Here is an 18,973-nt window from a genome sequence, read left to right as displayed (position 1 = left end):
CAGTCGCCCGAAACGAGGAGGGACGGTCGTGACCGAACGCATCGAGGTCGGGAGCAAGGTCGAGGACTTCGCTCTGCCCGACGAGACGGGCACCACCCGCAGGCTCACCGCGCTGCTGGCCGACGGGCCCGTGGTCCTCTTCTTCTATCCCGCCGCCATGACCCCCGGCTGCACCGCCGAGGCCTGCCACTTCCGTGATCTCGCCGCCGAGTTCGCCGCCGCCGGCGCCCGGCCCGTCGGCATCAGCGGCGACACGGTCGACAAGCAGCAGGAGTTCTCGGGCGCCCACGGCCTCGGCATGCCGCTGCTCTCCGACGTCGACGGCACCGTGCGCGAGCGGTTCGGCGTCAAGCGCGGTTTCTCCCTCGCCCCCACCAAACGTGTCACCTATGTCATCGCCCAGGACCGCACCGTGCTGGAGGTCGTCCGCAGCGAGCTGCGCATGAACACCCACGCCGACCGGGCCCTCGCGGCGCTGCGCGCCCACCAGGGCTGAACCCGGCGCCACCGGCGCGCTTGATGCTCCGGAACAATCGGAACATCCTTGGGCGTATGAAGCATGTCGCCGCAGTGGCGATCATCGATGCCGTCGGCACCGTGACCGGGTGGAGCGACGGCGCGCGGCAGCTCACGGGCCACCCGGCCGCGGACGTCGTGGGCCGGCCGGCGGCCGGCCTGCTCGCCGAGGACATCCCCGGCGAGATCCTCGCCGCCCGCACCGGCACCGTCGTCCTGCGGCACCGTGACGGCCACCGCGTCCCGCTGGCCCTGACCGCGCTCCCCGTGGCCGGCGCCGGCGGCGAGCCCGCCGGTTTCGTCGTGACGGCCCACCCGCCCGCCACGGCCCTGGCCGCGCAGGCCTTCGAGCAGGCCTCCATGTCCATGTCGGTCTTCGACCTCAAGCAGCACTACCTGCGCGTCAACGACGCCGCCGGGCAGGTCCTGGGCGTCCCCGAGGAAGCGCTGATCGGCCGGCACTTCCTGGAGACCGTCGAGGACATGGAGCACAGCCGCGGCTTTCTCGCCCATCTGCGCCAGGTCGCCGAGACCGGCCGGGCGCTGCGCTACGAGAGCTTCACCGGCGCCCCCGCCCTCAACCGGGAGCACGCCTGGACCACCGAGATGTGGCCCCTGCACGACGAGTCCGGCACCCTGACCGCGGTCGCCCTCGCCGCCCTCGACAGCAGCGAACAGTACTGGGCCCAGGCACGCCTCGTCCTGCTCAACGAGGCCGCGGCCGCCATCGGCACCACCCTCGACGTGGTCCGCACCGCCGAGGAAGTGGTCGAACTGCTGGTGCCGCGCTACGCCGACTTCGCCAGCGTGAACCTCCTCGACTGGGTGCTCGGCACGGAGGAGCCGCCGATGATCCCGGACGGCCCCGTCACACTCCGGCGCGTCGCCCACGGCTCCACCCGCGAGGGCAACCCCGGCGCGGCCGTGCACCTCGGCGAGGCCGACGCCTACGAACCCTCCTCACCGCTCGCCAGTGCCCTGCGCGAAGGCCACTCCGTCCTCAGCCAGGCCGGTGAGCCGGAGTTCGTGAAGTGGCTGGAGGAGCGCAACCTCCGCTCGCCCGAGGGCCGCGCCTTCCGCGAGGGCGCCCACTCCGTGCTCGCGATGCCGCTGCGCGCCCGCGGCACCACGCTCGGCGTCGCGGTCTGCGTCCGCATGGCCCACCCCGACGCGTACGGCCCCGACGACGCGGTCTTCGCCGAGGAACTCGGCAGCCGCGCCGCCGTCTGCATCGACAACGCCCGCCGCTTCGCCCTGGAGCGCAGCACCGCCCTCGCCCTCCAGCACAGCCTGCTCCCGCGCGGCCTGTCCGGACAGGTCGCGCTCGACGTCGCCCACCGCTACCTGCCGTGCGGCTCCCTGGCCGGCGTCGGCGGCGACTGGTTCGACGTCATCCCGCTCTCCGGCGGCCGGGTCGCCCTGGTCGTGGGCGACGTGGTGGGCCACGGCATCCAGTCCTCGGCCACCATGGGCCGGCTGCGCACGGCCGTACGCACCCTCGCCGACGTCGACCTGCCGCCGGACGAACTCCTCACCCACCTCGACGACCTGGTTCTCCTGCTCGCCGCCGAGGACAGCGGCGACGACATCCGCGAGGAGGTCGCCGAACTCGGTGCCACCTGCCTGTACGCCGTCTACGACCCCGTCTCGCGCCGGCTCAGCCTGGCCGCCGCCGGCCACCCGGCCCCGGCCGTCGTCCTGCCCGGCGGCACCGCGGAGACCGTCCCCATGACCGCCGGGCCGCCGCTCGGCGTGGGCGGGCTGCCGTTCGAGGCGACGGAACTGGATCTGCCCGAGGGGTCCGTCGTCGCGCTCTACACCGACGGCCTGCTCGAAGACCGCGACCGGGACTTCGACGGCGCCACCGACGCCCTGTGCCGGGCCCTGACCACACCCGCCGACTCCCTCGACGCCCTGTGCGACAGCGTCCTGAAGGCGGTCCTGCCCCACCAGCCCGGCGACGACGTCGCCCTGCTCCTCGTCCGCACCCGCGCCCTCGGCGCCGACCGGGTCGCCACCTGGGACGTGCCGCCCGACCCCGCCGAGGTCGCCACCTTCCGCCAGGCGGTCGGTGAACAACTCGGCGCCTGGGGGATGGACGAGGCCGCCTTCGTCACCGAACTCGTCGTCAGCGAACTCGTCACCAACGCCATCCGCTACGGCGAACCGCCCATCCAGCTCCGCCTGATCCGCGACCGCGCCCTCATCTGCGAGGTCTCCGACGCCAGTTCCACCTCCCCGCACCTGCGCCGGGCCAACGACTACGACGAGGGCGGCCGCGGACTGCTCCTGGTCGCCCAGCTCACCCAGCGCTGGGGCAGCCGGCAGACCGGCCGCGGCAAGACCATCTGGGCCGAACAGGCGCTGCCCGAGGCCTGATCACCGCCCCCTCCCGGCCGGCGGTCAGGAACCGTTGAGGGCGGTGCCCGGGTTGGCCGCCGCGCCCTCGGTGCTGAGCAGGACGACCACCGAGGCCGGCCCGAGCCCGAGTGCCGTACGGCGTTGCGCGGCGCCCGCGCCGGTCAGTGCCGCGCGCAGTCCGGCGAGCGCCGCCGCCCCACAGGGGCCCGAGGAGACGCCGAGGGCGGCGAGATCGGCCACCGCGAGGGCGCTGCCGGCGTCGGTGACGGCGACCGCGGCGTCCAGCCCGTCACGCAGATACGGCCAGGCGAGGCTGGACGGGGTGCCGCAGTTCAGCCCGGCCATGATGGTGTCGCCGGTCGGGACGCCGACGAGGGCGCCGCGGGTGAGGCTCAGAAGGACACAGGCCGCGGTCTCCGGCTCCACGGACAGCAGCGCCGCCGCCCGCCCGGACGGCCGGCTGCGGTAGTGCGTCACCACGGCCTGGGCCAGCGAGCCGACGCCCACCGGTACGCAGACGAGACCGGGCCCGTCGGGAACTCCCGCGGCCGCCAGCTGGTCGTCGACCTCCGCGCACAGGGTGGAGTAGCCCTCCACGATCCAGGCGGGGACCTGCTCGTAACCCCGCCAGGCGGTGTCCTGCACCAGGACGGCGTCCGGCGCGGTGGCCGCCTCCGCCGCCCGGCGCACGGCCTCGTCGTACGGCCCCGGGACCTCGGTGACCCGCGCACGTTCGGCGGCGATGGCCGCCACCGCCTGCGGATGCACACCCTGCGGGACGAAGACGTGGGCGCGCTGCCCGAGGCGCCGCGCCGTACGGGCCACCGCGCGGCCGTGGTTGCCGTCCGTGGCCGTGACCAGGGTGACCGGGTCCCGGCCCTGACCTTGCGGGCCGGGGGCGTCGGCGGCGCGCGCGGCGAGGACGCGGTGCACGGCCCAGGACGCACCCAGCGCCTTGAACGCGGGCAGCCCCAGCCGGTCCGACTCGTCCTTGACGAAGACCCGTCCGATCCCCAACTCATCGGCGAGGGAGGGGAGTTCGGTCAGAGGGGTGGGTGTGTGGCCGGGCAGCGCGGCGTGGAACTCCCGCACCTGGGCCGGTGCGGGCGCGCAGCGCCAGGCACGGGCGCCGGGCCGCGCGTGCCACGGCGGGGTGCGCGGGGGCGAGGTCTTGTCGGACACGGAAGCAGTGTGCTGCGCGGATCTTCGATCGGTCCAGCGAATCTCTTCGACCCATAGTCGTCGGAAAGGACGACCAGTCAGCCGGGAGCCCGTCGGGCGGCGGGTGCGGCTGACCGGACAGGCCGAGATCCTCGTCGCCCACACCGAGGCGGTCCTCGAACGCCTGGAGCGCGCGGAGGCCGACATCGCCTCCTCGCTCACCGAGCTGACGGGTACCGTGCGCCTCGCCTCCTTCCAGACCGCCGCGCTCACCCTGGTCCCCGCCGCGCTCGGCCTCCTCCGTGAGCGCCACCCGCACCTGCGCGTCCACTTCACCCAGCTGGAACCGGAAACGGCCCTGCCCGCGCTCCAGGCCCGCGACTTCGACCTGGTCCTTGCCGAGGAGTACCCCGGCAGCCCCAACCCGCGGCTCGCCGGACTCGAACAGGAAGACCTCCTGGAGGACGCCCTCCGCCTCGCGCTGCCGACACCGGCCGCCGCCCCCGACGGCGGCGGTCCGACCGTGGCGCTGCGCTCGCTGGCCGACCACCCCTGGGTGATGGAGCCCGAAGGCACCGCCGCGCGCCACTGGGCGACGACCCTGTGCCGGACCGCCGGCTTCGAACCCGACGTACGCTTCGAGACCACCGACGTGCTGCGGCACCGCCGCCTCGTCGAGCAGCGGCACGCGGCCGCCTTCCTCCCCGACCTGGTGTGGAGCGGACAGCCCCCGACGGTGCCGCTGCGGCGGCTCCCGCGCGTCCGGCGCACCCGACGGATCTTCACCGTGGTCCGCGGGGGCCGCGGCAGGCATCCCGCCGTCCTCGCATGCCGGGACGCCCTGCGCCACGCGGTGACCCTCCACTCGGGCCAGGCCTGGGCGGGCCGCCAGCAGACGGACCTCCTCCGGGGGCCGCATCCCGCGTCCCGTGGATCCGGCGGTCCGCGTCAGCCCCCGATGCCGTCCAGCTCGGCCAGCGCGTCCGCCGGCAGTTCCAGGCTCGCGGCGGCGATGTTCTCCCGCAGATGCTCCGGGGACGACGTGCCGGGGATCAGCGCGATGTTCGGGGAACGCCGCAGCAGCCAGGCCAGCGCCACCTGCTGCGGCGAGGCCTCCAGCCGGGCGGCGACCTTGGCGAGCGTCTCGGACTGGAGCGGGGTGAAACCGCCGAGCGGGAAGTACGGCACGAACGCGATGTCCAGCGCCGCCGTACGCGCCAGCAGCGCGTCGTCCTGCCGGTTGGCCAGGTTGTACAGGTTCTGCACGGTGACCACGGGCGCGATGGCCCGGGCCTCGTCCAGCTGCGCCGTGGAGACGGCGCTCAGCCCCAGATGCCGGATCAGCCCCCGCTCGCGCAGCTCGGCCAGCGCGCCGAACTGGTCGGCGACGGAGTCCTCGTTCGGGGTGTCCATGTCGCCCAGCCGCAGATTGACCACGTCCAGGGTCTCCACCCCGAGGTTGCGCAGGTTGTCGTGGACCTGCGCCTTCAGGTCCTCCGGGTGCCGCGACACCATCCAGCTGCCGTCGGCACCCCGGCGGGCGCCGACCTTGGTGACGAGGTGCAGGCTCTCGGGGTAGGGGTGCAGTGCCTCGCGGATGATCTCGTTGACGACGACCGGGCCGTAGAAGTCGGCGGTGTCGATGTGCGTGACACCGGCCTCCACCGCGGCGCGCAGGACCGCCACCGCCCGGGCGCGGTCCTTCGGCGGGCCGAAGACGTGCGGCCCGGCCAGCTGCATGGCGCCGTAGCCGACGCGGGTCAGCGTCAGGCTCTCCGCCGGGGTGATGGTGCCGCCGAGCTGTGCAGTCATGTCGTACCTCTCAGAATGCGCGGTGTCCGTGGTGACTCCGGGCCGCCGGTCGCTCCGGTGGCCTCGTCGTCCACCCTGCGCCGGGGGCGGGCGGCGGTGGCAGTACCCCCGCGTTCCTGGGAGTGGCAGGGACAGTCACCGCCGCCCGTCCGGCCGTACGGTGGGTGCCATGGACGGTTCGAACGCGCTCGGTGAGTTCCTGCGCGCCCGCCGGGCGCTGGTGCGGCCCGAGGACGTGGGGCTGCCCGGCGGCGGGCTGCGCCGGGTGCCGGGGCTGCGCCGCGAGGAGGTCGCGATGCTCGCCGGCATCAGCTCCGACTACTACCTGCGGCTGGAGCAGGGCCGGGACCGCAACCCGTCCGTCCAGGTCCTGGAGGCCATCGCGCGCGTGCTGCGGCTGGACGCCGACGCCACCGCCCACCTCGTCTCGCTCGCCCAGGACCGGCCCGCCGCCGCGGTACGGCCCGGGCGCCGCTCGCAGCAGGTCCCGCCGAGCCTCCTCCAGCTGATCGACGGCTGGCCCCGCAACCCCGCCTATGTGCAGAACCGCTATGCCGACTGCCTGGCCGCCAACGCCCTCGCCACCGCGCTCACCCCGAACTACCGGCCCGGCGTCAACGTCCTGCGGGCCGTCTTCCTCGACCCCGCCGAGCGCGAGCTGCGCCGGGACTGGGAGGCCCTCACCGAGGAGGGCGTGGCCGTGCTGCGGTCCGAGGCCGGCGCGGACGCCGCCGACCCCCGGCTGCGCGACCTGGTCGGCGAGCTGTCCCTGCGCAGCGAACGCTTCCGCACGCTGTGGGCCCGGCACGAGGTACGGCCCCGGCGCGGCCGCACCAGCCACCTCACCCATCCGCAGGTCGGCGACCTCGAACTGCACTCCCACAAGCTGTCCGTGGACGGCACCGACGGACTCACCCTGGTCGTCTTCCACGCGGAGCCCGGCAGCCGCAGCGCCGAACTCCTCGACATCCTCGGCAGTCTCAGCGCGCCGGCGGGGGATGCCGCCGCGTCGGAGCGTGTCGAGGAGCAGTAGGGGAGGGCCGGCAGGGGAGGACCGGTGGACGGCGGTCGTACGGGAGTTCGCCGTGTGCGGGCGGTAAAGGTGTCACGATCGGTTCCGGAGCCGGTACCGACGAGCATCGGAGCGCGCATGACGACGCACAGGGCCACCGACCGGGCGACGGAGCACGTCGAGGGCGTGGAGGTGAGGCCGGTCGCCGGACACATCGGCGCCGAGATCACCGGCGTCGACCTCGCAGGACCGCTCGACAATGCCGTGACGGCCCTGATCCGGGAGGCGTTGCTGCGCTGGAAGGTGGTGTTCTTCCGCGGTCAGGAGCTGGACCACGCCGGGCATGTCGCCTTCGCCCGCCGCTTCGGCGAACCGGTCGTCCTCGGCCGCCGCGGCAGCGCCTCCCCGGCCGCGTTCCCCGAGGTGGAGACCACCGCGGACCGCCTGGAACTGGGGGGCCGGATCGGCATGGAGCACGAGGAGTGGCTGCACCGGCGCCGGCACACCCTGCTGCGCGGCTGGCACTGCGACCACGGTGCCCGGATCGACCCGCCGGCCGCGACGATCCTGCGCGCCGAGACCGTACCGCCCTACGGCGGCGACACCACCTGGGCCAGTCTGACCGCCGCCTACGCCGGTCTGTCGGCGCCGGTGCGCGCCTTCGTGGACGGGCTGCGCGCCGAGCACCGGCTCGGCGTCGGCTATCAGCCCCGGCCCGGCGACGACGCGTACCTCCGGCACCTCCTGGACCATCAGGTGGCCTCCGTCCATCCGCTGGTGCGGGTGCATCCGGAGACCGGGGAGCGGGTGCTGTTCGTCAACGGCTACTACCTGGAGCAGATCGCCGGCGTCTCCCGTCCGGAGAGCGCGGCGCTGCTGGAGATGCTGCTGGAGCAGGCCGTGCGCCCCGAGTACACGGTCCGCTTCCGCTGGGAGCCCGGCAGCGTGGCCTTCTGGGACAACCGGGCCACCATCCACCTCGCCCCCGGCGACAGCGCCCACCTGGGCTTTCCCCGGATCATGCACCGGGTGATGCTCGCCGGGGAGGTGCCGGTCGGCGTGGACGGCAGGCCTTCGGAGCCGGTCACCGGTACCCGGGCGGGACGCTGGTGAAGCGGGCGCCGGTCAGCTCGCGGGGTGCCATCCCAGGGCGGGGCCCAGCTCGGTCGCCATGTCGGTGAGGATCTGGACGTAGTCCTCGTGCGCGAAGGTGAACGGCAGCGCGAACGCGACCTCGTCGACCTCGCGGAACGCGGCGTGCGCGTGCAGCCGTTCGGCGATCTGCGCCGAGGTGCCCACCAGGTCCGGCGCGAACAGCAGCCGTCCGGGGCCCTGCGGGGACGCCGTGCGGGGCAGGCGCGCGGCCGCGTACGCCTCGTACCGGGCACGCTGCTCCGGGCTCGCGGAGTCGGTGGGGATCACCACCAGACCCTGCGAGACCCGGGCGGCCTCGCCGTCGGGGTGGTGGGCGCGGAACTCCCGGATCAGGGCCAGCTGGAGCGCGGCGAAGTCCGGTTCCCCGTGCGGGTCTTCGGCCTTGACGACGCTGCTGGTCAGGAAGTTCATCCCGTGCTCACCGGCCCAGCGTGCCGAGCCGAGGCTGCCGCCGCCGTACCAGAGCCGCCGGCCGAGGCCGGGGGAGTGCGGCTGGACCGTGTCCGCGAACACCTCGAAGCCCTCGACCCCGCTGAAGTCGCTGGCGGGCTTGCCGCGCACGAAGTCCAGCAGCCGCCGGACGCGCTCGTAGGAGAAGTCCTCCGCGCCGGCGGTGTCCGGGTGGAGCGCCCCCTTGATCTGCTCGTAGTGCATCGGCGGGCCGACGCTCACGCCCGGGTTCAGCCGGCCGCCGGACAGCAGGTCCACGGTCGCCAGGTCCTCGGCGAGGCGCAGCGGGTTCTCCCAGCCCAGCGGGATCACCGCCGTGCCCAGCTCGATGCGCCGGGTGCGCTGGGAGGCCGCCGCCAGGACCGCCACCGGGGAGGAGATGCCGTACTGGAGGTGACGGTGGCGGACCCAGGCACTGTCGAAGCCCAGCCGCTCGCCCAACTCGATGATCTCCAGCGTGGACTCGTGGCCCCGCGCCGGATCCGCCGCGTCGAACAGGCCGATCGTGAGAAAGCCCAGCTTGCGCAGCGGGCGTGGGGTGGACGGCACGGGCTCCTCCAACGGTCGTACGCCGACTCCGTCCCGATTCTGGCAGGTCAATGTGACAACCGTGTGATCACTTCAGCGGGATGACGACCTCGTCCTCGACCGGCGGATCGAGCTCCTGCGCACGGTTGCCGGTCGCGGCGAAGCAGCGCAGCCGGACCTCCTCCGGGGCGACGTCGAGTCGCAGGAAGCACTTGAAGAACGGCGGGCTGTAGGTGGCCGAGCCGGGTGAGAACAGCGAGGTGTACGCCTTGCGCACGGGCAGCCGGAACCGGGACGTGCGGTCCGGGCGGCCGCCCGTGCCGAGCAGGCTCGCCACCAGCCGGGTGCGCCGGGTCACCCGGGCGTCCGGACCGGGCGCGCGGCCCGGCTCGATGCCGAGCCGCTCGGCGACGACGGCCGTGGCCTCGGACTCGGTGAGGGTGAGGAAGCGGGGCAGACGCAGCCGGCGGCCGTACAGGCGGCTGTAGAAGGCCAGCGAGTCGCCGCGCAGCGGGTAGCAGCGGAAGTCCCGCTCGGTGACACCGCCGACGGACACACGCGCAATGGTGTGCGTGGCGTGCATGAACGCACCGCCACCGCCGCACACCACGTACTGGACGGTGCGGCCGTCCACGTCGACCGGATAGCGCTGGTAGTTGTGGATGTCACCGCCGATCGCGGCCACGTAGTGGTGCTCCGGGTCCCGGACGACGTCGTCCACGGTGCCGCCGCCCTCGATGGCGCACGGGTGGTGCTCGCCGTCGACGTACAGCGGTGAGCCGGTGACGAGGATCTTCGGCTTCGGCCCGCGGGACACCGCGCGCAGCCAGGCGCCCTGTTCGGCGTCGATCGTGCCCAGCAGCCCGGTGTCGATGCCGACGATCCGCACGGGTCCCGCGTCGATCGCCCAGTACGGCCCCGGCTGCTCGGCTCGTTGACCGGGCTTCGCGCGCAACTCCCGGGCGGCGGCGAGGCGTTGCTCGTCGGTCGGGGCGGGCCGGTGCCACAGCAGGGCGCGCCACCAGGCGGCGGTGAGCGGGCGGGGCCGGGGCTCGGGGGCGAGCGGCGGGGTGTCGGCGCAGAAGACGCGCATGAACGCGCCGAGGTCCTCGTACCAGTCGTGGTTGCCGGGTATCGCGTAGATCGGCGCGGGATAGTCCTGGTACGGGCGGAAGAACTTGTCGTGGTAGTCGTCGGCGGTGCCGACCGGGTAGATCACGTCGCTCGTGACCACCGTGAAGTCGGTGTCCTGACTCGCCTTCAGAAAGCCGGGCACGACGGCGTACTGAGGATCGTCGCCCTCGCCGGTGTCCCCGATGACCATGAAGGAGAAGACGTCGGGGACCTCACGCCGGATCACCTTGTCCGCGGGCGCCCCCGCCGCCTCCCGGCGGGCGACCCAGCGGCTGCGGGTGCGGCCCGTCGGATCGCCGAACCAGGACGCCAGCACGCCGTTGCGGGCGGCCCACAGGGTCCGTGGATCGAGCCACGAGACCTTCTGGACGTGGCCCGGCATCAGCTGTTTGTAGGCACCGGGCTCGGCCGAGCCCCAGCCGGCGCCCTGTGGGGTATCACGTGAGGAGTCAGACACGCCTGCACCGTAACAACGCGCCGGTCAGCGGCGGTTGGCAGGGCAGCCCGGGGTGACGGTCGCCATGACGGCGCAGGCGCGAAGCCGGGACTGCGGGGGGGTGACGGTCCGTCAGGTCAGGTTCAGGCCGCCGTCGAGCAGGATGACCTCGCCGGTCAGGTACGTGTTGGCGAGCACCGACGCGACCAGGCCGGCCACGTCGGCGGGCCGGGCCGGGCGGCGCATGGGGGCGCGCTCGCGCCACAGTGCGTGCGCCTGCGTCCAGTCCTTCGTCATCGGCGTGTCCACCAGACCCGGGGCGACCGCGTTCACCCGCACGTCCGGTGCGAGCGCGGCGGCGAGCAGCCGGGTCACGTGGTTCAGCGCCGCCTTGCTCGCCGCGTACGGCACCGACGAACCCTTGGGCCGCACCCCTGCGTGGCTGGTGATGTTCACGATGCTTCCGCCGCCGGGGGCCGTGCGCAGCGCCGGAAGTGCCGCGGTGCACAGGACCCAGGGCGCGATGAGGTTGACCTCCAGCAGCCGCCGCCAGTCCGCCGGTGTCGCGGCGGCCAGGTCGGTGTGCGGGATCGGCCAGCTGATGCCGGCGTTGTTCACCAGCACGTCCAGCCGCCCGTACCGGCCGAGCGCCGCCTCGACCAGCCCGCGCGTCTCGTCCTCCGCCTCCAGGTCGGCGCGTACGTAAGCGCCGTCCAGCTCGGCCGCCAGGGCCTCTCCGGCCCGCACGCTGCCGCGCGAGTGCACGACCACCCGCATGCCGTCGGCCGCCAGCCGCCGCGCCACGGCCTCCCCGATCCCCGACGTGGACCCGGTGACCAGGGCAACGGGCCGCCCGCTCTGTTCGCTGCTCATGATCGACGATCCTGTCACGTCAGCCACCGGCATAGGGAAAACCCTCTGATGGCCCCCCCGTGGCTGACATGTGCGGGTCAAAAGTGGCATCCTTCCCCAGCACATCGCACCTCCTCGCTGTGCGCGGATCCCGCACAGCTCAGCTCGCCCGGGCAGCAGACCCGTCTGCCCGTCTGTCACCGGCCGCGACCCGGCGGCCGCAGCAGGAGGAGTACGAGTGAGACCCCACAGATCCGTTCCCCACAGAGGTCGCAGACGCGCCACGGTCGGCGCCGCCCTGATCTCCACCGCGGCCTTGCTCGCCGTCGGCGTCCAGGCCACCCCGGCGGCAGCCAAGCCCGCCGCCCCCCACCCCGGCCCGCTGCGCGCGGGCGGCCTGGAGGCCCGGCTCAGCCCGGCCCAGCACCGGGCGCTGATGACCAGCGCCCGCCGGCAGACCGCCGCCACCGCCCGCACCCTCGGGCTCGGCGCGCAGGAGAAGCTGGTCGTCAAGGACGTCGTCAAGGACAACGACGGCACCGTGCACACCCGCTACGAGCGCACGTACGCGGGCCTGCCCGTCCTCGGCGGCGACCTCGTCGTGCACACCCCGCCCGCCTCGCTGGCGAAGGGGACGGTGACCGCCACCTACAACAACCAGCAGAAGATCAAGGTCGCCTCCACCACCGCGACCGTCACCAGGTCCGCTGCCGAGAGCACCGCTCTGAAGGCCGCGAAGTCCCTCGCCGCCCAGAAGCCGACCGCCGACAGCGCCCGCAAGGTGATCTGGGCCGGCAGCGGTACCCCGAGGCTCGCCTGGGAGACGGTGATCGGCGGTTTCCAGGACGACGGCACGCCCAGCCGGCTGCACGTCGTCACCGACGCCGGCACCGGCAAGGAGCTGTACCGGTACCAGGCGATCGATACCGGCGTCGGCAACACCCACTACAGCGGCCAGGTCGCGCTGACGACGACCCAGTCGGGTTCGACGTACACGCTGACCGACGGGGCGCGCGGCGGCCACAGGACGTACAACCTCAACCACGGTTCCTCGGGCACCGGGACGCTGTTCTCGCAGAACAACGACACCTGGGGCGACGGCACCAACACCAACGCCGCCACCGCGGGCGCGGACGCCCACTACGGCGCGCAGGAGACCTGGGACTTCTACAAGAACACCTTCGGCCGCAGCGGCATCAAGAACGACGGCGTCGGCGCCTACTCCCGCGTCCACTACGGCAACGCGTACGTGAACGCGTTCTGGGACGACAGCTGCTTCTGCATGACCTACGGCGACGGCTCCGGGAACAACGACCCGCTGACCTCCCTCGACGTGGCCGGCCACGAGATGAGCCACGGCGTCACCTCCAACACCGCCGGGCTCGACTACACCGGAGAGTCCGGCGGGTTGAACGAGGCGACCTCCGATATCTTCGGCACGGGCGTGGAGTTCTACGCCAACAACAGCTCCGACCCCGGTGACTACCTCATCGGCGAGAAGATCAACATCAACGGCGACGGCACGCCGCTGCGTTACATGGACAAGCCGAGCAAGGACGGCGGGTCCGCGGACAGCTGGTACTCGGGCGTCGGCAACCTCGACGTGCACTACTCCTCGGGCCCGGCGAACCACATGTTCTACCTGCTGTCCGAGGGCAGCGGCACCAAGGTCATCAACGGCGTGACCTACAACAGCCCGACCTCGGACGGCGTCGCCGTCACCGGCATCGGCCGGGCCGCCGCGCTGCAGATCTGGTACAAGGCGCTGACGACGTACATGACGTCGAGCACGAACTACGCCGCCGCCCGTACCGCCGCCCTGAACGCGGCCGCCGCCCTCTACGGCACCAACTCCACGCAGTACGCGGGCGTCGGCAACGCCTTCGCCGGCATCAACGTCGGCAGCCACATCACCCCGCCGAGCAGCGGCGTGACGGTCACCAGCCCGGGCAGCCAGACCTCGACCGTGGGGACGGCCGTGAGCCTCCAGGTCCAGGCGAGCAGCACCAACAGCGGCGCGCTGGCCTACAGCGCCTCCGGCCTGCCCGCGGGCCTGTCGATCAACAGCTCGACCGGCCTGATCACCGGCACACCCACCACCGCGGGCACCTCCAGCGCCACGGTGACGGTGACCGACTCCACCGGCGCCAGTGGCACCGCGACCTTCAACTGGACGGTCAACCCCGGTGGCGGGGGCGGTGGTTGCACCTCGACCCAGCTGCTGGCCAACCCCGGCTTCGAGTCCGGCGGCACCGGCTGGACCGCGACCAGCGGCGTGATCACCACCGACTCCGGCCAGGCCGCCCACGGCGGCTCGTACAAGGCGTGGCTGGACGGGTACGGCACCTCGCACACCGACACCCTGTCCCAGTCGGTGACGATCCCCGCGGGCTGCAAGGCGACGCTGACCTTCTACCTGCACATCGACACCGCCGAGACCACCGGCAGCACGGCGTACGACAAGCTGACGGTCAGCGCCGGTTCCGGCACCCTGGCGTCGTACTCGAACCTCGACGCCGCTTCCGGGTACACGCAGAAGACCTTCGACCTGTCCGCGCTGGCGGGCCGGACGGTCACCCTGCAGTTCAACGGAGTCGAGGACACCTCCCTCCAGACCAGCTTCGTCGTGGACGACACCGCCCTGACGACCGGCTGAGCCACCCGTCGCGGCCCCGCACCCGGGCGGTGCGGGGCCGTGGCACGTCAGCTCAGCGGATCCAGCGTGAGGTAGGCCTGCTGCGGATCGCCGTCGTTCACCAGTGACTCCTGGTTGCCGACGTCGTCGAAGGCGAACGCGTAGGCCTTGCCGTCGGCCATCTGGCCGTGGACCGCGCGGGCGTACTGGTTGGTCACCGCGTCCTGGTAGAAGTCGGCGGGGGTGGTGTCCGGCTGGTCCGAACTCACCAGCAGTGTCGAACGGTTGAAACCCGCGCACAGCGTGCGGGAGATGGGGCCGCGGACGGTGTCGTTCGGCGCGTCGAGCAGCTTGTGACAGCCGAAGACGCTGTCCGCGTCCGGCTTCCGGAAGCTGGTGACGACCGTGCCCGAGGCGTCCGTGAAGTTCATGACGTCCCCGGAGACCCGCCCGAAGTACTTGGTGTTCGGCTGGTCCGCGAACGGCGTCACGGTCAGCGTGCCGGTCGCGTACTTCTGCCAGACCCGGTTGACGTAGTCGTCCATCACGTTCGCCGGCAGGGCACCCGTCTCCACACCGTAGAGCGGGGACAGCGCACGCAGCACGGTCCCGTCCGAGCGGGTCTGGACCAGGCCGGACCAGCCGCCGGACTGTGCGCGCAGGGCGTTGAAGAAGCCCGTGTAGCCACCGGACTTGAGATGGCCGGTGGTGCTCACGCTGCCGTCGGCCCGTTTCACCCCGACCGCGTACGGTGCCGAGAACATGTCCACCTGGGTGCTGTTGAGCCACAGCCCCGAGTCGTTCAGCGTGTACTCGGACCAGTTGAAGAGGATGTTCCGGTTCGGGTCGGACGGGTTCTGCACGGCCGGCTGGACGAGGCCGCCGGTGGTGAGCCGGAAATCCAGCTTCTGGCCGTAGGAGAAGTAGATCCGGCCGGAGAACTTCGGTATCCGGATGGTGGTCGACCGGCCGGGTGCCGGACCCGCGATCGACGCGTCCGGCGCGGGCGTCGGCGGGTTGCCGCCCGCGGGCCAGGCGTGGAAGGCGCCGTTCGCGTCGGCCCAGCCCTGCTGTCCGGAGGAGAGCTGGGTGCCGAGGTCGTAGACGTAGACCGGTTCGGAGCGGCCCGAGTTGTTGGTGATCGTCAGCGCGAGGGTGTCCGGGACGGCGGCGCCGGCGCGGTCCGGGGCACCGAGGGCGAGCACTCCGCCGACCAGGGCCGCCGCGGCCGCCAAGGGCAGCGCGGGGCGGGTGAGTTGATGCGCCACTCTCCATACCTCCGTGTGGGGTCGGGGTGGTGCGGATGTTGGTCCGTACCAGTTCTGAGAGCGCTCTCAGACTCGTGGTGCAACCGCGTGCATGTCAATGCGTGGAACGGGATCGGCTCCCGGCGCCCGCTGTGCGGCAGGCCCCGGGAGCCGATCGGTGACCGACGGGTGACCCGGTGTCAGAAAGTGCGCTCCAGCAGACCGAGCAGGGCCGCCCAGTGCCGCTCGGAGGCCTCCTCGTCGTACGCGGTGGTGTCCTCCTGCGTGTAGCCGTGCTGGGCGCCTGTGTAGACCTCGCAGGTGTGCCGTACCCCGGCGTCGGTCAGGGCCTTCTCGAAGCGCTCGATCTGCTCCGGCGGCAGCGAGGGGTCGTTGTCGGCGTGCCCGAGGTACAGCTCCGCCTTGATGCGCGGGGCGCCCAGGTGCGGGCTGGCCGGGTCGTCGGTGGCGAGGGCCGCGCCGTGGAACCCGGCCGCGGCCGCCACCCGGTCCGGATGCGCCGCGGCCGTCCACAGGGCGAGCCGGGCGCCCATGCAGTACCCGGTGACCCCGACCGGCCCGTCGGCGACCAGCGGGCTGTCGGCCATCCAGCGCAGATAGGCGGCGGAGTCCCGCTCGATCATCTCCGGGTTCAGGGCGAACACGATCGGGCCGAGCTTCTCCCAGATGGTCGGATCGGCGGCCGGATCCTTGAAGTCGGGCAGCTCGACGACCGGGGCCCGGCCGATGCGGTAGGTCACGTTGGGCACCAGCACCGTGTATCCGGCGGCGGCCAGCCGGTCGGCCATCTTCTTCAGGTGCGGACGCAGGCCGTAGGCGTCCTGGTAGAGCAGTACACCCGGGCGGGGTCGCCCGTCCGCGGGGTGGACGAGGTAGGCGTCAGCGACGCCGTCCTCGGTCGGGATGTCGAGGTCGGTTCGCTGGAGATCGGTCATGGTGAGCAAGCCTCCCTGGGGAATGGGGCGCCGGGCGGCGTTCGCCCCCCGGCGCCGGCTACGGCCCATGCTGCCATGCAAGATCGGCGGCGCCGCGCCGGGTGTGCCGTGCGGCCGCCGCGGTCACTCGAAGCGGACGGTGTCCCCGGCGCCCCGCCGCACGATCTCCGCCTCGCCGCCGGAGAAGTCCACGACCGTCGTCGGCTCGGTGCCGCACTCGCCGGAGTCCACCACCGCGTCCACCACGTGGTCGAGCCGGTCCTTGATCTCCCAGCCCTGGGTCAGCGGCGCCTCCTCGTCCGGCAGCAGCAGCGTGCTGGACAGCAGCGGCTCGCCCAGCTCGGCCAGCAGTGCCTGGGTGACCACGTGGTCGGGGATGCGCACCCCCACCGTCTTCTTCTTGGGGTGCAGCAGCTTGCGCGGCACCTCGCGGGTGGCCGGGAGGATGAAGGTGTAGCTGCCGGGGGTGGACGCCTTCACGGCCCGGAAGACGTCGTTGTCCACGCGTACGAACTGGCCGAGCTGCGCGAAGTCCCGGCACATCAGGGTGAAGTGGTGCCGGTCGTCCAGATGGCGGATGGAGCGGATCCGGTCCATGCCGTCCTTGCTGCCCAGCCGGCAGCCCAGCGCGTAACAGGAGTCGGTCGGGTATGCGATGAGCGCGTCGGAACGCACCGCCTCCGCGATCTGGGCGATGCTGCGCGGCTGCGGGTTGTCAGGGTGCACGTCGAAGTACTTCGCCACCCGTCGAGCTTATGCCGCCTCACGCGTCCCGCGCGCACCGGCCGGTCTCCGGTGCCCTGTGCCTGGTCCCGGTCCCGGCCACGGCCGGGATGCGTGCGGGAACGGCGCGGGCCGCGGCCGGGTCGGATCCGTGCACCCCGCCCGCCCCGAAAGTCTCGCGAGGACACGCGCGTACGCCCGGGATTCCGGGGCATCCGCTCTCTGAGCCGTCCAGGGCCACCCCCCCGGCCCCGTGCGCCTCGACTCCGCCGACGGCCCACCCCCCCCCAGGCCGTCGGCGGAGTCATGTCCGGGCTGCCTGCCGGCAGGGGACGCGGGCGGGCCCCTTCGGGTAACGTGCCCGATGCGTATGCGCAGGTCAACGCCGGGACGAGGAGGGGTGGAAGCACGTGGCCGGCCCACCGGAGGAGAGTGCGCCGCCTGTGCGGCCGAACGGCGGCGACGGCGCCTGGGCGCAGCAACTGCTGGACCATCTGCGGCCCGCAGGCCGCGATCTCGGCCGCCTCGTCGCCTGGCTCGCCCGCAGCACCGGGGCGATAGTCTGCCTCCTGGACGCCCACGGCCGCCTGCTCGCCGGTGAGCCGCTGCCGCTCGACACCACCGTGGTCGCCGACGTCTGCACCGGCCGGGTCGCCGCCGCCGCGCTGGAGGACGGCGTACGACACGTTCGGCTGGTCGGGATACGGCATCCGGGACCCGGCCCGGCGGCGGGCGCGGTGCTGGCGCTCGCCCGCCCGGCGCCCTTCGACCGGCACACCGCGGAGATCCTCAATCACACCGCAGGAGTACTGGAACTGCTGCTCAGGGAGCGCGAGTTGGCGGACTCGGGGCGGCGGCTGCGGCGGGCGACGGCCGACCTGCGGCTCGCGATCCTGCAACTGCTGATGGTGGAGGACACCGTCTCCGCCCGCCGTGTCGCCGCCGGACTCTGGCCCGGACTGCTGGAGGAGGACACCGCCCGCGTCTACGTCGTCGAGACCACCGCCGCCGAACGGGACCGGCTCGCCGACGCCTGCGCCGACGCCACCGGCGGGCGGGCGCTCGTCGTGCGCTGCCCCGCGATGGACGGACACGTCATCGTCGTCGGCCCGTCGAGCGAGGTCGGGGAGCGGCTGCGGTCCCTCGTCTCCGGCCGCCCCGGCACCTTCCTCGGCGGCAGCCCCCGCCAGCGCCTCGCGCTGACCGCCACCGCCTACGGCCAGGCCGTCACCGCCCTCGCCGTGGCCCACTTCCGGCCGGAACGGTCCGCGGTCTACGCCGCCCGCACCCGCCCCGCCCAGCTCATGGACCCGGCCGGGCTGCGCGCCTGGGCCGGCGCGGTGCTGCGCCCGCTGGACGCGCTGCCGCACCACGTGCGCGCCGAACTCCTCGCCACCACCGGGCTGGGCCTGGAGTTCACCGCCGTCAGCGCGGCCAAGGTGCTCGGCGTCAGCCGGAACACGGTCCGCGCCCGGATGGACCGGGTCGCCGGGCTGCTCGGCGCCGACTTCTCCCGGCTGGCCGTCCGCGCCGTCGCCCACGTCGCGCTCAACACCGAGGCGGCGCACGGCCCGTACGACCCCGGCGGCCCCGCGGCCGGACCTGCGGACCGGGGCGGGCTCGCGGAGCTGTTCGGCACGCGCGCGCTGCGCGCCTGGGCCGAGGGCCTCCTCGGCCGGCTCGACGAGGACGGCCGGGACCTGCGCGGCACCCTGCGCGCCTGGCTCGCCGCGGACGCGCACGCCGAACGCGCGGCGCAGTCGCTCGGCGTCCACGCCCAGACGGTACGCGAGCGCGTCCGCTCGGCCGAGCCGGTCCTGGAGCGCCGGTTGACGGCCGGTGGCACCGATCTGTACGAGACCGCCCTCGCCCATCTGGTCGTCGGTGAGCTGCCCGTACCCGAACTCGGTACGACGAAGCGGGACCAACCGGACTCACCTGTGCACGGGTGAGTGCCGGGCGGGCCCCGCCGGGCACCGGTGCACTACCCCGGCC

14 protein-coding genes and 1 pseudogene are annotated in these 18,973 nt (G+C 73.3%); 7 read left to right on the top strand and 8 right to left on the bottom strand.

The features are described from left to right. The first annotated feature begins 28 nt into the window (after nucleotides 1-28). Together AC4OXY_RS09085 and AC4OXY_RS09080 are read left to right on the top strand one after the other, a co-directional pair. The gene (locus tag AC4OXY_RS09085) at nucleotides 29-496 is read left to right on the top strand and encodes a peroxiredoxin (RefSeq protein WP_491993632.1); all 468 of its coding nucleotides are present in this window, start codon (nucleotides 29-31) and stop codon (nucleotides 494-496) included. Between the two features lie 56 nt (nucleotides 497-552). Next, entirely contained in the window at nucleotides 553-2,895 is a 2,343-nt protein-coding gene (locus AC4OXY_RS09080) for a SpoIIE family protein phosphatase (RefSeq protein WP_491993631.1), read from the top strand. Between the two features lie 24 nt (nucleotides 2,896-2,919). Here AC4OXY_RS09080 and AC4OXY_RS09075 read toward each other — a convergent pair whose 3' ends face one another. Next, a complete protein-coding gene (locus AC4OXY_RS09075) occupies nucleotides 2,920-4,059 on the bottom strand; it encodes a diaminopropionate ammonia-lyase (protein ID WP_491993630.1) in 1,140 nt (379 codons plus the stop codon). 85 nt (nucleotides 4,060-4,144) lie between these two features. Here AC4OXY_RS09075 and AC4OXY_RS09070 point away from each other — a divergent pair. Then, a pseudogene (locus AC4OXY_RS09070) lies at nucleotides 4,145-4,912 on the top strand (LysR substrate-binding domain-containing protein); the annotation flags it as partial. 74 nt (nucleotides 4,913-4,986) lie between these two features. Here AC4OXY_RS09070 and AC4OXY_RS09065 read toward each other — a convergent pair. Continuing rightward, nucleotides 4,987-5,850, bottom strand: a complete 864-nt coding sequence (locus AC4OXY_RS09065) for an oxidoreductase (protein WP_491993629.1) — start codon at nucleotides 5,848-5,850, stop codon at nucleotides 4,987-4,989. Between the two features lie 169 nt (nucleotides 5,851-6,019). Here AC4OXY_RS09065 and AC4OXY_RS09060 point away from each other — a divergent pair, with 169 nt between their 5' ends. Continuing rightward, the gene (locus AC4OXY_RS09060) at nucleotides 6,020-6,883 is read left to right on the top strand and encodes a helix-turn-helix domain-containing protein (RefSeq protein ID WP_356023816.1); all 864 of its coding nucleotides are present in this window, start codon (nucleotides 6,020-6,022) and stop codon (nucleotides 6,881-6,883) included. A 117-nt stretch (nucleotides 6,884-7,000) separates the two neighbouring features. Then, the gene (locus tag AC4OXY_RS09055) at nucleotides 7,001-7,975 is read left to right on the top strand and encodes a TauD/TfdA dioxygenase family protein (protein ID WP_491993628.1); all 975 of its coding nucleotides are present in this window, start codon (nucleotides 7,001-7,003) and stop codon (nucleotides 7,973-7,975) included. Nucleotides 7,976-7,987: 12 nt separating this feature from the next. Here the strand turns inward: AC4OXY_RS09055 and AC4OXY_RS09050 are convergent, their stop codons facing one another. The 3 genes from AC4OXY_RS09050 to AC4OXY_RS09040 all read right to left on the bottom strand — a co-directional run bounded on the left by AC4OXY_RS09050 (nucleotide 7,988) and on the right by AC4OXY_RS09040 (nucleotide 11,438). Continuing rightward, nucleotides 7,988-9,016 carry an LLM class flavin-dependent oxidoreductase gene (locus tag AC4OXY_RS09050; RefSeq protein ID WP_362822117.1) on the bottom strand — a complete coding sequence of 343 codons (1,029 nt, stop codon included), beginning with the start codon at nucleotides 9,014-9,016 and terminating at the stop codon, nucleotides 7,988-7,990. A gap of 67 nt (nucleotides 9,017-9,083) precedes the next feature. Further along, nucleotides 9,084-10,586 (bottom strand): metallophosphoesterase family protein, encoded by a 1,503-nt coding sequence (locus AC4OXY_RS09045; RefSeq protein WP_491993627.1) that lies wholly within the window; start codon nucleotides 10,584-10,586, stop codon nucleotides 9,084-9,086. 111 nt (nucleotides 10,587-10,697) lie between these two features. Continuing rightward, on the bottom strand, nucleotides 10,698-11,438 hold the full coding sequence (locus AC4OXY_RS09040; RefSeq protein WP_491993626.1) for an SDR family NAD(P)-dependent oxidoreductase: 741 nt from the start codon (nucleotides 11,436-11,438) through the stop codon (nucleotides 10,698-10,700). Between the two features lie 217 nt (nucleotides 11,439-11,655). Between AC4OXY_RS09040 and AC4OXY_RS09035 the strand changes: the two genes are divergently transcribed. Further along, a complete protein-coding gene (locus tag AC4OXY_RS09035) occupies nucleotides 11,656-14,073 on the top strand; it encodes a M4 family metallopeptidase (RefSeq protein WP_491993625.1) in 2,418 nt (805 codons plus the stop codon). Between the two features lie 47 nt (nucleotides 14,074-14,120). On the opposite strand, the gene AC4OXY_RS09030 is transcribed toward AC4OXY_RS09035, so the two are convergent. The 3 genes from AC4OXY_RS09030 to AC4OXY_RS09020 all read right to left on the bottom strand — a co-directional run bounded on the left by AC4OXY_RS09030 (nucleotide 14,121) and on the right by AC4OXY_RS09020 (nucleotide 16,999). Next, nucleotides 14,121-15,320 carry a glycoside hydrolase family 64 protein gene (locus tag AC4OXY_RS09030; protein ID WP_376288062.1) on the bottom strand — a complete coding sequence of 400 codons (1,200 nt, stop codon included), beginning with the start codon at nucleotides 15,318-15,320 and terminating at the stop codon, nucleotides 14,121-14,123. A gap of 179 nt (nucleotides 15,321-15,499) precedes the next feature. Continuing rightward, nucleotides 15,500-16,255 (bottom strand): dienelactone hydrolase family protein, encoded by a 756-nt coding sequence (locus tag AC4OXY_RS09025; RefSeq protein WP_356023830.1) that lies wholly within the window; start codon nucleotides 16,253-16,255, stop codon nucleotides 15,500-15,502. Between the two features lie 123 nt (nucleotides 16,256-16,378). Beyond that, a complete protein-coding gene (locus AC4OXY_RS09020; protein ID WP_356023832.1) occupies nucleotides 16,379-16,999 on the bottom strand; it encodes an L-threonylcarbamoyladenylate synthase in 621 nt (206 codons plus the stop codon). A gap of 389 nt (nucleotides 17,000-17,388) precedes the next feature. Between AC4OXY_RS09020 and AC4OXY_RS09015 the strand changes: the two genes are divergently transcribed. After that, nucleotides 17,389-18,930, top strand: coding sequence for a helix-turn-helix domain-containing protein (locus AC4OXY_RS09015; RefSeq protein WP_491993624.1), 1,542 nt, complete (start codon nucleotides 17,389-17,391; stop codon nucleotides 18,928-18,930). Nucleotides 18,931-18,973 lie beyond the last annotated feature (43 nt).

Source organism: Streptomyces sp. HUAS MG56 (genome assembly GCF_058673395.1).
This window is presented reverse-complemented; position numbering and strand designations above follow the sequence as displayed.